The sequence below is a fragment of the Streptacidiphilus melanogenes genome (genome assembly GCF_000787835.1).
Classification (GTDB): Bacteria; Actinomycetota; Actinomycetes; order Streptomycetales; family Streptomycetaceae; genus Streptacidiphilus; species Streptacidiphilus melanogenes.
On sequence record NZ_BBPP01000030.1, the window covers coordinates 1 to 13,925 of the forward strand.

The window sequence follows — 13,925 nt, forward strand, 5'->3', positions numbered from 1 at the left end:
GATCATCACCGCGGCGGCCGCCGGGGAGTTGGACGCGCTGCTGGTCGGCGGCGTCGAGATCGACGACCTGCCGGACCCGGCCGCCGCCGACGAGGCGCTGGCCAGGGCCGGTTTCGTGGTCAGCCTGGAGCTGCGGCCGAGCGCGGTCACCGCGCGGGCGGACGTGGTGCTGCCGGTCGCGGCGGTCGCCGAGAAGGCGGGCACCTTCCTGGACTGGGAGGGCAGGGTCCGCTCCTTCGAGCCGGCTCTCAAGCCCGACCAGCTGACGCAGCGTCACCTGAACGACGACCTGCGGGTACTGCACATGCTGGCCGACGCCATGGACAAGCACCTCGGCCTGCCGGACGTGGTCGCGGCCCGCCGCGAGCTGGACGCCTTCGGGCCCTGGCGCGGCGAGCGCGCGGACGCGCCCATCGAGCTGGCCCACCCGCTGCCGCGTCCGAGCGCGGGCGAGGCGGTGCTGGCCGGCTGGCGGCAGCTGCTCGACAACGGCGTGCTGCAGCAGGGCGACGAGGCGCTGGCCGGCACCCGGCACCCGGCCGTGGCCCGGCTCTCGCCGGCGACCGCGGCCGAGGTCGGCGTCGCCGACGGGGCGCCGCTCACGGTGACCGGACCGGCGGGCGTCGTCACGCTGCCGCTGGCGATCACGGCGGAGCTGCCGGACCGGGTGGTGTGGCTGCCGCTCAACTCCAGCCCGGGCGGGGTCGCGCGGACGCTCGGCGCGGTGCCCGGCCGGATCGTGGCGCTGGCCTCCACCCCTGACGAGAAGCCTGACATGGAGGAGCAGCGGTGATGCATCCTGCGGTGCTGCTCGCGGCCGAGGACCTCTCCTTCTTCGGACGCGACCCCTGGTGGCTGGTGCTGCTGAAGGCGGTGTTCGTCTTCGCGTTCCTGGTCCTGACGGTGCTGATCGCCATCGTCTGGGAGCGCAAGGTCGTCGCCTGGATGCAGCTGCGCATCGGCCCCAACCGGCACGGCCCGTGGGGCCTGCTGCAGAGCCTCGCGGACGGCGTGAAGCTGGCCCTGAAGGAGGACCTGGTCGTCACGGCCGCCGACAAGGTGGTCTTCGTACTGGCCCCGATCATCTCTGCGATGCCGGCCTTCATGGCCTTCGCGGTGATCCCGTTCGGCCCGGCGGACCACCAGATCTCCATCTTCGGCACCCGGACCACGATGCAGCTGACCGACCTGCCCGTCGGCATCCTGTTCATCCTGGCCACGGCCTCGATCGGGATCTACGGCATCGTGCTGGCGGGATGGGCCTCCGGCTCGACGTACCCGCTGCTCGGCGGGCTGCGGTCGGCGGCGCAGATGGTCTCCTACGAGATCGCGATGGGCCTGAGCTTCGCGGCGGTCTTCCTCTACTCCGGCTCGATGTCGACGTCCGCGATCGTGGACGCGCAGACGCACACCTGGTTCGCGGTGCTGCTGCCGGTGAGCTTCCTGGTCTACCTGGTGTCCATGGTCGGCGAGACCAACCGCGCCCCCTTCGACCTCCCCGAGGCGGAGGGTGAGCTGGTCGGCGGCTTCAACACGGAGTACTCCTCGCTGAAGTTCGCGATGTTCATGCTGGCGGAGTACATCAACATGGTCACCGTCTCGGCGGTGGCCAGCGTGATGTTCCTGGGCGGCTGGCGGGCGCCGTGGCCGATCAGCGCCTTCTGGGCCGGGGCCAACCACGGCTGGTGGCCCATGCTGTGGCTGATCATCAAGATCCAGCTGCTGCTCTTCGTCTTCATCTGGCTGCGCGGCACGCTTCCCCGGCTGCGCTACGACCAGTTCATGAAGCTGGGCTGGAAGGTGCTGATCCCGGTCTCGCTGGTGTGGCTGCTGCTGGTGGCCACCGTCCGGGCGCTGCGCAACGAGGGCCACAACTTCGGCGACGTGGTGCTGTACGTGGCCGGCGGCGTGGTCGCCCTGGTGCTGCTCTCGGTCCTCTTCGACATGCTGCGGCCGAAGAAGCAGGAGCCCGCCGAGGCGGGCGCCGGCCAGGAGCCTTTCGACCCGATGGCGGGCGGCTTCCCGGTGCCGCCGATGCCGGGGCAGCAGCTCCCGGCGGTGCCGCGGCGTCCGTCGCGCTCCCAGCCTGCGGAGTCCACCACTGTTCCTGCACTGAAGGGAGACGACGGTGCCTACTGAGAACCATGGGTCATGGGGGCTGGGACCCGCCGCGGGCTTCGGCGTGACCTTCAAGGCCATGTTCAAGAAGCGCCTGACCGAGCAGTACCCCGAGTACAAGAAGCCCACCGCGCCGCGCTTCCACGGGCGGCACCAGCTCAACCGGCACCCGGACGGGCTGGAGAAGTGCGTCGGCTGCGAGCTGTGCGCGTGGGCGTGCCCGGCGGACGCCATCTACGTGGAGGGCGCGGACAACACCGACGAGGAGCGCTACTCGCCGGGTGAGCGGTACGGGCGGGTCTACCAGATCAACTACGCCCGCTGCATCCTCTGCGGCCTCTGCATCGAGGCCTGCCCGACGCGGGCGCTCACGATGACCAACGAGTACGAACTGGCCGACAGTTCCCGCGAGTCGCTGATCTTCACCAAGGAGCAGCTGCTGGCCGGACTGACCGAGGGCATGGTCGACACGCCCCACGCCATCTACCCGGGCACGGACGAGGGCGACTACTACCGCGGTCAGGTCACCGAGGCCGCGCCGGGCACCGAGCGTCAGGTCGCGGTCAGCAAGGGGGAGGTGGCCTCGTGACCTCCACCGGTGAGGCCGTCCAGTTCTGGGTGCTCGCGGTGGTCGCGGTCGGCGGGGCGCTGGGCATGGTCCTGTGCCGCAAGGCGGTCCACTCGGCGCTCTGCCTGGCGGGCACGATGCTCGCGCTGGCGGTCTGCTACATGGCCGAGGGCGCGGTCTTCCTCGGCATCGTGCAGATCGTCGTCTACACCGGCGCGATCATGATGCTCTTCCTCTTCGTGGTCATGCTGGTGGGCGTCTCCTCGGCCGACTCGGTCAAGGAGGTGCTGAAGGGCCAGCGGGTGGCCGCGGTGCTCGGCGGGATCGGCATGGGCGTGCTGCTCTGCGCCGGGATCGCCAACGCGCACCTGCGCAGCTTCACCGGCGTCGGCGCGGCCAACCAGGCGAGCGGCGGCAACGTCCCGGGCCTGGCGCGGCTGATCTTCACCCAGTACGTGTGGGCCTTCGAGGTCACCGGCGCGCTGCTGATCACCGCCGCGGTCGGCGCGATGGTGCTGACGCACCGCGACGCCACCGAGGTCAAGCAGAGCCAGCGCGAGCTGGCCGAGCAGCGGGTCCGTCTCGGCACGCAGGTCACGCCGCTGCCGGCGCCCGGCGTCTACGCCCGCCACAACGCGGTCGACGCGCCCGGCCTGCTGCCGGACGGCACCCCGGCCGAGATCAGCGTCAATCCGACGCTGCGCCAACGCGGTCAGATGCGGCAGCTCGGCAGCGACGTGCTGCGCCGCATGGGCGAGCTGGAGTCCGGCGCCGCGCACTGGCTGGGCCGGAAGACCCCGAAGCCGCGCAGCGGCAGCGAGCTGTCGCACGTCGGGCAGAAGCCGGAGCAGCAGCAGCGGGAGGTGGAGTCGAAGTGAACCCGGTCAACTACCTGTATCTGGCCTCCCTGCTGTTCACCATCGGCGCCGTCGGCGTGCTGGTGCGGCGCAACGCGATCGTGCTGTTCATGTGCGTGGAGCTGATGCTCAACGCCTGCAACCTGGCCCTGGTCACCTTCTCCCGGCTGCACGGCAACCTGGACGGGCAGATCATCGCCTTCTTCACCATGGTGGTCGCGGCGGCCGAGGTGGTCGTCGGTCTGGCGATCATCGTGAGCGTCTTCCGCACCCGTCACTCGGCCTCGGTCGACGACACCAACCTCATGAAGCTGTAGCGGCGGAGGCTGACGAGAAGTGGACAATCTCATCCCCGTACTGGTCGCGGTTCCGCTGCTGGGAGCGGCGTTGCTGCTCTGCGGCGGCCGCCGCCTGGATCGCGTCGGGCACTGGCTCGGCACGCTCCTCGCCTTCGCCTCCTTCGGCGTGGGGCTCGCGCTGTTCTTCTCGATGCTGGGCCGCTCCGCCGCCGACCGGCCGGTCCATCTCAACCTCTACACGTGGATCCCGGTGAACGGCTTCCAGGCCGAGGTCGGGTTCCAGCTGGACCAGCTGTCGATGACCTTCGTGCTGCTGATCACGGGTGTCGGCTCGCTGATCCACCTGTACTCGATCGGGTACATGGCGCACGACGAGAAGCGCCGTAAGTTCTTCGGCTTTCTGAACCTCTTCCTCGCGGCCATGCTGCTGCTGGTGCTGGCCGACAACTACCTGCTGCTGTACGTCGGCTGGGAGGGCGTGGGTCTCGCCTCCTACCTGCTGATCGGCTTCTGGCAGCACAAGCCGAGCGCGGCCACGGCGGCCAAGAAGGCGTTCCTGGTCAACCGCGTCGGCGACGTCGGCCTGTCCATCGCGGTCATGCTGATGTTCACCACCTTCGGGACCTTCGCCTTCACGCCCGTCTTCGCAGACGCGCCGAAGGCGACGCAGGCGACGCTGACCGGCATCGGGCTGATGCTGCTGCTGGCCGCCTGCGGCAAGTCGGCCCAGGTGCCGCTGCAGTCCTGGCTCGGTGACGCGATGGAGGGCCCGACCCCGGTCTCAGCCCTGATCCACGCGGCGACGATGGTCACCGCCGGCGTCTACCTGATCACCCGCTCCTCCGCCATCTTCAACCTGGCGCCCACGGCCCAGCTGGCGACGGTCGTGGTCGGCGCGGTCACGCTGCTCTTCGGTGCGATCGTCGGTTGCGCCAAGGACGACATCAAGAAGGCGCTGGCCGGGTCGACGATGTCGCAGATCGGCTACATGGTGCTGGCGGCGGGCCTGGGCCCGATCGGCTACGTCTTCGCGATCATGCACCTGGTCACCCACGGCTTCTTCAAGGCCGGACTCTTCCTCGGCGCCGGTTCGGTCATGCACGGCATGAACGACGAGGTCGACATGCGGAAGTACGGCGGTCTGCGGAAGTACATGCCGCTGACCTTCGTGACCTTCGGGCTCGGCTACCTGGCCATCATCGGCTTCCCCGGACTGTCCGGCTTCTTCTCCAAAGACAAGATCATCGAGGCGGCCTTCGGCCACGGCGGGACGGAGGGCTGGATCCTCGGCACCTGCACGCTGGTCGGTGCGGCCGTGACCGCCTTCTACATGACCCGCGTCATGCTGATGACCTTCTTCGGCGAGAAGCGCTGGGTTCCCGACGCGGACGGCCACGAGCCGCACCCGCACGAGTCCCCGGCCGTCATGGGCGCCCCGATGGTGATCCTCGCCTTCGGCTCGGTCTTCCTCGGCGGTCTGTTCAGCATCAACTCCTCGTTCGTCCACTGGCTGAGCCCGGTGACGGGCTACCAGGAGGGCCACTCGCCGCTGAGCACCACGACCGTGACCGCGTGCACGACGGTCGTGCTGCTGCTCGGCGTCGGCGTCGCCTGGATGATGTACGGCCGCAAGCCGGTCCCGGCCGTGCCGCCGCTCGGCTCGCTGCTCACCCGGGCCGCCCGCCGGGACCTGCTGCAGGACGACTTCAACCACGTCGTCCTGGTCAGCGGCGGCTCGCACCTGACCCGCTTCCTGGTCTACCTCGAGGGCAAGGGCCTGGACGGACTGGTCAACGGCATCGCCGCGCTGATCGGCGGGACCTCCGGCCGGGTGCGCAAGGTCCAGAACGGTTATGTCCGCTCCTACGCCCTGTCGATGTTCGGCGGCGCGCTGGTGCTGGCCGCCACCACGCTCCTGATGAGGGCCGTCTGATGAGCTTTCCGATTCTGACAGTCGCCGCCGCGCTGCCGGCCGTCGGCGCGGTCCTCACCGCCGCGCTGCCGCCGGCCACCAACACCCGCAGCCGCGACCGCAACAAGGTCGTCCCGCTGCTCTTCTCACTCGGGACGCTCGTCCTGGCCTGCGTCGTCGCCGCGCGGTACCAGCCGCACGGGGCGCGCTACCAGATGACCGAGAACCACAGCTGGATCCCGCAGTTCGGCATCAACTACAGCCTCGGCGTCGACGGCCTCGGCGTCGTGCTGATCCTGCTGACGGGCGTGCTGGTGCCGTTCGTCATGCTGGCCTCCTGGCACGACGCCGACCCGGTCGTGGACGACTCGGGGACCTTCGAGCGCAACCGCCGCACCCAGGGCTTCTTCGCCCTGATCCTGGCGGTCGAGGCGATGGTGGTGATCGCCTTCGAGGCCACCGACGTCTTCCTGTTCTACGTCTTCTTCGAAGCCATGCTGATCCCGATGTACTTCCTCATCGGCGGCTTCGGGGACCGGACGAAGGGCGAGGACGCGCGGCAGCGCAGCTACGCGGCCGTCAAGTTCCTGCTCTACAACCTGCTCGGCGGCCTGGTCATGCTGGCGGCGGTGATCGGCCTCTACACCATCACCCACACCTTCTCCCTGGTCTCCATCACCACCGCGCTGCAGAACGGCTCGCTGCACTTCTCCTCGACGGCGGAGAACGCCCTCTTCCTGGGCTTCATGTTCGCCTTCGCGGTGAAGGCGCCACTGTGGCCGCTGCACACCTGGCTGCCCAACGCCATGGGCGAGGCCACGCCGGGTGTGGCGGTGCTGATCACGGCGGTGGTCGACAAGGTCGGCACCTTCGCGATGCTCCGCTTCTGCCTGCAGCTGTTCCCGCAGGCGAGCAAGACCTTCGCCCCGGCGATCCTGGTGCTCTCCGTCATCGGCATCCTGTACGGGGCGCTGCTGGCGGTGGGTCAGAAGGACATCAAGCGGCTGGTCGCCTACGCGTCGATCTCGCACTTCGGCTTCATCATCCTCGGCATCTTCGCGCTGACCAGCCAGGGCCAGTCGGGCGCGGAGCTCTACATGGTGAACCACGGCGTCTCGACGGCGGCCTGGCTGCTGGTGGCGGGCTTCCTGATGTCGCGTCGCGGCAGCCGGCTCATCGCCGACTACGGCGGAGTCCAGAAGGTCGCGCCGATCATGGCCGGGACCTTCCTGGTGGGCGGACTGGCGATCCTGTCGCTGCCGGGGCTCGGCCCGTTCGTCAGCGAGTTCCTGGTCCTGGTCGGCACCTTCGAGCGCTACCCGGCGCTCGGCATCGTCGCCACGGCGGGCATCGTGCTGGCCGCGCTGTACGTGCTGGTGCTCTACCAGCGCACCATGACCGGCCCGGTCAAGCCCGGCAACGAGGGCGTGGGCGATCTGAAGGCCCGTGAGCTGGTGGTCGTCGCCCCGCTGATCGCGCTGCTGCTGGTGCTGGGCGTCTACCCGAAGCCGATCGCCGACATCGTCAACCCGTCGGTGAACCAGACGCTCTCCCAGATGGGGCAGAGCGACCCGACGCCGCATCTCACCAGTGCGCACAGTAACGCTGCTACGACCACCACCGGAGGCGGCCAGTGACCGGCATGACGCTGGCGGCGGCGATTCCCCCGATCTCCGCGCCGCACATCGAGTACCTGCAGCTGTCGCCGATGCTGGCGGTCTTCGGCGCGGCGCTGGTCGGCATCCTCGCCGAGGCCTTCGTGCCGCGACGGCACCGCTACACGACGCAGATCGGCATCGCGCTGGCGGGGCTCGCGGCCTCGTTCGGGCTGATCCTCTACCTGGCGGTGGACGGCTACGCCACGAACAAGGCGGACCTCGCCGCGATGGGCGCGGTCGCCGTGGACGGGCCGTCGCTGTTCCTGCAGGGCGTGATCACGCTCGTGGCGGTCGTCGCGGTGCTGCAGTTCGCCGAGCGGCGGCTGGAGCCGCGCTCGGGGACGGGCGCGGCGGTCGACGCGTTCGCGCCGGAGGCCGCGGCGGTGCCCGGCAGCGACGCGGAGCGGCGGGCGGCGACGTCCGGTCACGCGACCACCGAGATCTACCCGCTGACGATGTTCGCGGTGGGCGGCATGCTGCTCTTCCCGGCCGCCTCGGACCTGCTGACGATGTTCGTGGCGCTGGAGGTCTTCTCCCTTCCGCTCTACCTGCTCTGCGCGCTGGCGCGCCGTCGTCGGCTGCTGTCGCAGGAGGCGGCGGTCAAGTACTTCCTGCTCGGCGCGTTCTCGTCGGCGTTCTTCCTGTTCGGCCTCGCGCTGGTCTACGGCTACGCGGGTTCGGTGCAGCTGAGCCGGATCGCCGACGTGGTGGAGGGCAAGGCGACGATCACGCCGGCGCTGGCGCAGACCACCGGCAACGACGTGCTGCTGCTGATCGGCCTGGCGATGCTGGGCGTGGGCCTGCTGTTCAAGGTCGGCGCGGTGCCGTTCCACATGTGGACGCCCGACGTCTACCAGGGCGCGCCGACGCCGGTCACCGGTTTCATGGCCTCCGCCACCAAGGTGGCCGCCTTCGGGGCGATGCTGCGGCTGCTCTACGTCGCCTTCCCGGGCCTGTCCTGGGACTGGCGGCCGGTGCTGTGGGGCGTGGCGATCCTGACCATGGTCGCGGGCGCGATCATCGCGGTGACCCAGACGGACGTGAAGCGCCTGCTGGCCTACTCGTCCGTGGCCCACGCCGGGTTCATCCTGACGGGCGTGATCGCGCTGGACCGCAGCGGTCTCGGCGCGGTGATGTTCTACCTGGCCGCGTACTCCTTCGTGACGCTCGGGGCGTTCGCCGTGGTCACCCTGGTGCGCGACGCGGACGGGGAGGCGACGCACCTGTCGCGCTGGGCCGGTCTCGGGCGGCGCTCGCCGCTGCTGGCGGCGGTCTTCGCGCTGTTCCTGCTGGCCTTCGCGGGCATCCCGCTGACGTCCGGCTTCACCGGGAAGTTCGCGGTGTTCCAGGCCGCGTCGGGCAGTGGGGCCACGGCGCTGGTCATCGTCGGTGTGCTGTCCTCGGCGGTGGCGGCGTTCTTCTACATCCGGGTGATCGTGCTGATGTTCTTCTCGGACCCGCGCGCCGACGGCCCGACCGTCGCCGTGCCGAGCCCGCTGACGGGCGCGGCGATCGGGCTGGGCGCGGTCGTCACCGTGGTGCTCGGCGTGGCGCCGGAGTACTTCCTGCATCTCGCGAACCAGGCGTCACTCTTCGTTCGGTGAACGGTCCGGGAACGCCGGAACAACCCTCATGCGCGCCCGGCCCGCTGTGACAGTGGGCCGGGCGCGCTCGGTGATCGACAGTCGACCGGATACGCTGCCCTTGGTGGCTCTTATCGGCCGCCCCCACCCGACCAGCGCAAGGAGTGTTCCCGGTGACCGTCGTGGGGCCCTTCGGGCTGAGCGTGCAGGACCAGGCACTGGAGACCGACGTCCGCCTCGGGCTCTCCGCCGTCGAACAGGCACTGGCCGAGGCGACCAAGAGCGACGTGCCGTTCATCACAGTCGGCGCACAGCATCTGCTCCACGCGGGCGGCAAGCGGTTCCGCCCGCTGCTGGCCATCCTCGCCGCCCAGTTCGGCGACGCGAACGCGCCGGGCGTGGTCCCGGCCTCGGTGGTGGTCGAGCTGACCCACCTGGCCACGCTCTACCACGACGACGTGATGGACGAGGCGTCCATGCGCCGCGGCGCGGTCAGCGCCAACGCCCGCTGGGACAACTCCGTCGCCATCCTCACCGGTGACTTCCTCTTCTCCCGCGCCTCGCAGATCCTGGCCGACCTCGGCCCGGAGGCGGTGCGGTTGCAGTCCCAGGCGTTCGAGCGCCTGGTCACCGGCCAGATCCTGGAGACGGCCGGGCCCGGCCCGGAGGACGACCCGGTCCGGCACTACCTGGACGTGCTGTCCGGCAAGACCGGGTCGCTGATCGCCGTCTCCTGCCGTCTGGGCGCGCTGCTGGCCGGGGCCGACGAATACGTCTGCGACATACTGACGCAGTACGGCGAGCGCATCGGCATCGCCTTCCAGCTGGCCGACGACGTGCTGGACATCGCCAGCGACAGCCAGGAGTCGGGCAAGACGCCCGGCACGGACCTGCGCGAGGGTGTGCCGACGCTGCCGGTGCTGCTGCTGCGCGCCTCCGAGCCGGACGAGTCCGTCCCGGGCGACCTGCGGCTGCGCGAGCTGACGGCCGGCCCGATCGAGGACGACGAGCTGCACGCCGAGGCGCTGCGCCTGCTGCGCGGCCACCCGGCGCTGGCGCTGGCCCGGGAGGAGACGCTGCGCTGGTCCGAGGAGGCCCGCGCGCTGCTGCGCCCGCTGCCGGACTGCTCGGCCAAGACGGCCCTGGAGGGCCTGTGCGACGCGGTCGCTCTGCGCACGATGTGATCGCTAGCATGTGAGCCATGCTGCGTGTCGTGATAGCCGAGGATTCCGTGCTGCTGCGCGAGGGCCTCACCCGGTTGCTGACCGACCGCGGTCTCGCGGTCGTCGGCGCCGTGGAGGACGGCGAGGCGCTGCTGGCGCTGGTCGACGAGCTGGCGGCATCCCCGGAGGGCGTGCCGGACGTGGTGGTGGCGGACGTGCGGATGCCGCCGACCCACACCGACGAGGGCGTGCGCGCCTGCATCGCGCTGCGGGAGCGGCACCCGGGCGTGGGCACGCTGGTGCTGTCGCAGTACGTGGAGGAGCGCTACGCCTCCGAGCTGCTGGCGGGTTCGACGCGTGGTGTCGGCTACCTGCTGAAGGACCGGGTGGCGGAGGTGCGCGAGTTCGTGGACGCGGTCGCCCGCGTCGCCGCGGGCGGCACCGCGCTGGACCCGGAGGTGGTCGCGCAGCTGCTGGGCCGAAGCCGCAAGCGGGACGTGCTGGCCGATCTGACGCCCCGGGAGCGGGAGGTCCTGGGCCTGATGGCGGAGGGTCGCAGCAACGCGGCCGTGGCACGTCAGCTGGTGGTCTCCGACGGGGCCGTGGAGAAGCACGTCAGCAACATCTTCTCGAAGCTGGGCCTGGGCCAGAGCCCTGAGGACCACCGCCGGGTGCTGGCGGTGCTGACCTATCTCAATTCCTGATTGACCGTCAGATATCGTGTCCTCGGGATCCACCGCCAGGCACCTTGACGGGCATAGGATCTTTTACGCGGAGCACACCATCGGTGACGAGGGAGGCCCACGTCGTGACCAGCAGGGTCGAGGAGACGGGTTCCACGTTCGACGAGTCCCATGATCCGGAGTCCGAGCCGGCCAATGGGGGCAAGCGGGTGCGGCGGCTCGACCGTGTCGTGATCCGCTTCGCCGGGGACTCCGGTGACGGTATGCAGCTGACCGGTGACCGGTTCACCTCCGAGACGGCGGGCTTCGGCAACGACCTGTCGACGCTGCCGAACTTCCCGGCGGAGATCAGGGCCCCCGCAGGCACCCTGCCGGGTGTCTCCAGCTTCCAGCTGCACTTCGCCGACCACGACATCCTGACCCCGGGCGACGCCCCCGACGTGCTGGTGGCGATGAACCCGGCCGCGCTCAAGGCGAACCTGGCGGACCTGCCGCGCGGCGCGGAGATCATCGTCAACACCGACGAGTTCACCAAGCGCGCGCTGGCCAAGGTGGGCTGGCAGGCGGACCCGCTCGACGACGGGACGCTGGGCGAGTACCGGGTGCACCCGGTGGCGCTGACCACGCTGACGGTGGAGGCGCTGAAGGAGACCTCGCTCGCCCGCAAGGACGCCGAGCGGGCCAAGAACATGTTCGCGCTCGGGCTGCTGTCGTGGATGTATCACCGGCCCACCGAGGGCACCGAGACGTTCCTGCGGGCCAAGTTCGCGAAGCGGCCGGAGATCGCCGAGGCCAACGTGCTGGCGTTCCGGGCGGGGTGGAACTACGGCGAGACCACCGAGTCGTTCGCGGTCTCCTACGAGGTCGCCCCGGCCGCGAGAGCCTTCGCGCCCGGTCGCTACCGCAACATCTCCGGCAACCTGGCGCTGGCCTACGGGCTGATCGCCGCCTCGAAGCAGTCGGAACTGCCGCTGTTCCTGGGCTCCTACCCGATCACCCCCGCCTCCGACATCCTGCACGAGCTGTCCAAGCACAAGAACTTCGGCGTGCGGACCTTCCAGGCCGAGGACGAGATCGCCGGGATCGGCGCGGCGCTCGGCGCGGCCTTCGGCGGCGCGCTGGGCGTGACCACGACGTCGGGGCCGGGCATCGCGCTGAAGAGCGAGACGATCGGGCTCGCGGTCTCGCTGGAGCTGCCGCTGCTGGTCGTCGACATCCAGCGCGGCGGCCCGTCGACGGGCCTGCCGACCAAGACCGAGCAGGCGGACCTGCTGCAGGCCATGTTCGGGCGCAACGGCGAGGCGCCGGTGCCGATCGTGGCGCCCGCCTCGCCGGGGGAGTGCTTCACCATGGCGCTGGAGGCGGCGCGGATCGCGCTCGCCTACCGCACGCCGGTGTTCCTGCTCTCCGACGGGTACCTGGCCAACGGCTCGGAGCCGTGGCGGGTCCCCGAGGTCTCCGAGCTGCCGGACCTGCGGGTCGCCTTCGCGACCGAGCCGAACGCCCCCGACGGCTCGGGCGGCTTCTGGCCCTACCTGCGCGATCCGGAGACCTTGGCGCGTCCGTGGGCGGTGCCGGGCACGCCGGGGCTTGAGCACCGTATCGGCGGGATCGAGAAGCAGGACGGCACCGGCAACATCTCCTACGACCCGGCCAACCACGACCACATGGTCCGCACCCGTCAGGCCAAGGTCGACGGCGTCAGCGTGCCGGAGCTGGCCGTGGACGATCCTGGCGGCGACGCGCGGCTGCTGGTGCTCGGCTGGGGATCGACCTTCGGGCCGATCGCGGCCGGTGTGCGGCGCGCCCGTGCGGCGGGCGGCAAGGTCGCCCAGGCCCACCTGCGCTACCTCAACCCCTTCCCGCCCAATCTCGGCGAGGTGCTGCGGCGCTACGACAAGGTGCTGGTGCCGGAGATGAACCTGGGGCAGCTGGCGATGCTGCTGCGGGCCAGGTACCTGGTCGACGCCCGCTCGTTCACACAGGTCAGCGGCATGCCGTTCAAGGCCGCCCAGCTGGCTGCCGTCATCTCGGAGGCGCTCGATGACTGACATCAAGCCGGCCGGCATCACGGCGAACGGCGCGCTCAAGCTGACGGCGAAGGACTTCAAGTCCGACCAGGAGGTGCGCTGGTGCCCCGGCTGCGGGGACTACGCGATCCTGGCGGCGGTGCAGGGCTTCCTGCCCGAGCTCGGCATCCCCCGAGAGAAGATCGTCTTCATCTCCGGCATCGGCTGCTCCTCCCGCTTCCCGTACTACCTGAGCACCTACGGGATGCACTCCATCCACGGCCGCGCCCCCGCCATCGCCACCGGCCTGGCGGCCTCGCGCCCGGACCTGTCGGTCTGGGTGATCACCGGTGACGGCGACGCGCTGTCCATCGGCGGCAACCACCTGATCCACGCGCTGCGCCGCAACGTGAACCTGAAGATCCTGCTGTTCAACAACCGGATCTACGGCCTCACCAAGGGCCAGTACTCGCCCACCAGCGAGCCCGGCAAGATCACCAAGTCGACCCCGATGGGCTCCCTCGATGAGCCGTTCCGCCCGCTGTCGCTCGCACTCGGCGCGGAGGCCGGCTTCGTGGCCCGCACCATCGACTCCGACCGCCAGCACCTGACCTCGGTGCTGCGCGCCGCAGCCCAGCACCAGGGCACCGCACTGGTGGAGATCTACCAGAACTGCAACATCTTCAACGACGGCGCCTTCGAGGTCCTGAAGGACCCGGCGACGCGGGACGCCGCGCTGCTGCGCCTGGAGCACGGTCAGCCGTACCGCCTCGCCCCCGACGGTGAGGCGATCGTCCACGACGTCACCGACCCCGACCCGACGCGAGCCTTCGCGCTGTCGCGGCTCACCGAGCCCACCCCGATCGGGGTCCTGCGGGCCGTCGCCCGGCCCGCCTACGACCGGCAGCTGAACGCCCAGCTGGAGCAGGCCGTCACGGAGCGTGGTGAGGGGGATCTGGCGGCGCTTCTTAGCGGTTCTGACACGTGGATGGTTCGGTGAGATCACGTCGGCGTTAGAGAGGCGCTAAGATCCCGCTCCCAGCGGGAAGATGTCCGGATTGTTCCACCGGGCGGC

12 protein-coding genes are annotated in these 13,925 nt (G+C 70.3%); all 12 read left to right on the forward strand.

All coding sequences use genetic code 11. The annotated features are described in order from the left end of the window. Positions 1-793: molybdopterin-dependent oxidoreductase (locus TR49_RS40365; RefSeq protein ID WP_152627471.1), on the forward strand; the 793-nt coding region annotated here is incomplete at its 5' end. Further along, entirely contained in the window at positions 793-2,139 is a 1,347-nt protein-coding gene (nuoH, locus tag TR49_RS26735; RefSeq protein WP_042386323.1) for an NADH-quinone oxidoreductase subunit NuoH, read from the forward strand. The genes TR49_RS40365 and nuoH, both read left to right, overlap by 1 nt. Beyond that, on the forward strand, positions 2,129-2,707 hold the full coding sequence (gene nuoI / locus TR49_RS26740) for an NADH-quinone oxidoreductase subunit NuoI (RefSeq protein WP_042386325.1): 579 nt from the start codon (positions 2,129-2,131) through the stop codon (positions 2,705-2,707). The genes nuoH and nuoI overlap by 11 nt, the downstream gene beginning before the upstream one ends. Beyond that, positions 2,704-3,564 carry an NADH-quinone oxidoreductase subunit J gene (locus tag TR49_RS26745; RefSeq protein ID WP_042386327.1) on the forward strand — a complete coding sequence of 287 codons (861 nt, stop codon included), beginning with the start codon at positions 2,704-2,706 and terminating at the stop codon, positions 3,562-3,564. Before nuoI ends, TR49_RS26745 begins: the two co-directional genes overlap by 4 nt. Beyond that, entirely contained in the window at positions 3,561-3,860 is a 300-nt protein-coding gene (gene nuoK / locus TR49_RS26750; protein WP_042386330.1) for an NADH-quinone oxidoreductase subunit NuoK, read from the forward strand. The genes TR49_RS26745 and nuoK overlap by 4 nt, the downstream gene beginning before the upstream one ends. Before the next feature lie 19 nt (positions 3,861-3,879). Then, a complete protein-coding gene (gene nuoL / locus TR49_RS26755) occupies positions 3,880-5,775 on the forward strand; it encodes an NADH-quinone oxidoreductase subunit L (protein WP_042386332.1) in 1,896 nt (631 codons plus the stop codon). Next, positions 5,775-7,391 carry an NADH-quinone oxidoreductase subunit M gene (locus TR49_RS26760; protein WP_042386335.1) on the forward strand — a complete coding sequence of 539 codons (1,617 nt, stop codon included), beginning with the start codon at positions 5,775-5,777 and terminating at the stop codon, positions 7,389-7,391. Before nuoL ends, TR49_RS26760 begins: the two co-directional genes overlap by 1 nt. A gap of 5 nt (positions 7,392-7,396) precedes the next feature. Beyond that, positions 7,397-9,016: an NADH-quinone oxidoreductase subunit NuoN gene (gene nuoN, locus TR49_RS26765; RefSeq protein WP_042386442.1), complete on the forward strand. Its 1,620-nt coding sequence runs from the start codon at positions 7,397-7,399 to the stop codon at positions 9,014-9,016. A 152-nt stretch (positions 9,017-9,168) separates the two neighbouring features. Continuing rightward, the gene (locus TR49_RS26770; protein WP_042386336.1) at positions 9,169-10,179 is read left to right on the forward strand and encodes a polyprenyl synthetase family protein; all 1,011 of its coding nucleotides are present in this window, start codon (positions 9,169-9,171) and stop codon (positions 10,177-10,179) included. A 17-nt stretch (positions 10,180-10,196) separates the two neighbouring features. Next, a complete protein-coding gene (locus TR49_RS26775; protein ID WP_042386339.1) occupies positions 10,197-10,862 on the forward strand; it encodes a LuxR C-terminal-related transcriptional regulator in 666 nt (221 codons plus the stop codon). A 104-nt stretch (positions 10,863-10,966) separates the two neighbouring features. Beyond that, complete coding sequence (locus tag TR49_RS26780) at positions 10,967-12,892, forward strand: 2-oxoacid:acceptor oxidoreductase subunit alpha (RefSeq protein WP_042386342.1); 1,926 nt, start codon at positions 10,967-10,969, stop codon at positions 12,890-12,892. Next, the gene (locus TR49_RS26785; RefSeq protein WP_042386344.1) at positions 12,885-13,850 is read left to right on the forward strand and encodes a 2-oxoacid:ferredoxin oxidoreductase subunit beta; all 966 of its coding nucleotides are present in this window, start codon (positions 12,885-12,887) and stop codon (positions 13,848-13,850) included. The genes TR49_RS26780 and TR49_RS26785 overlap by 8 nt, the downstream gene beginning before the upstream one ends. Positions 13,851-13,925: the final 75 nt, after the last annotated feature.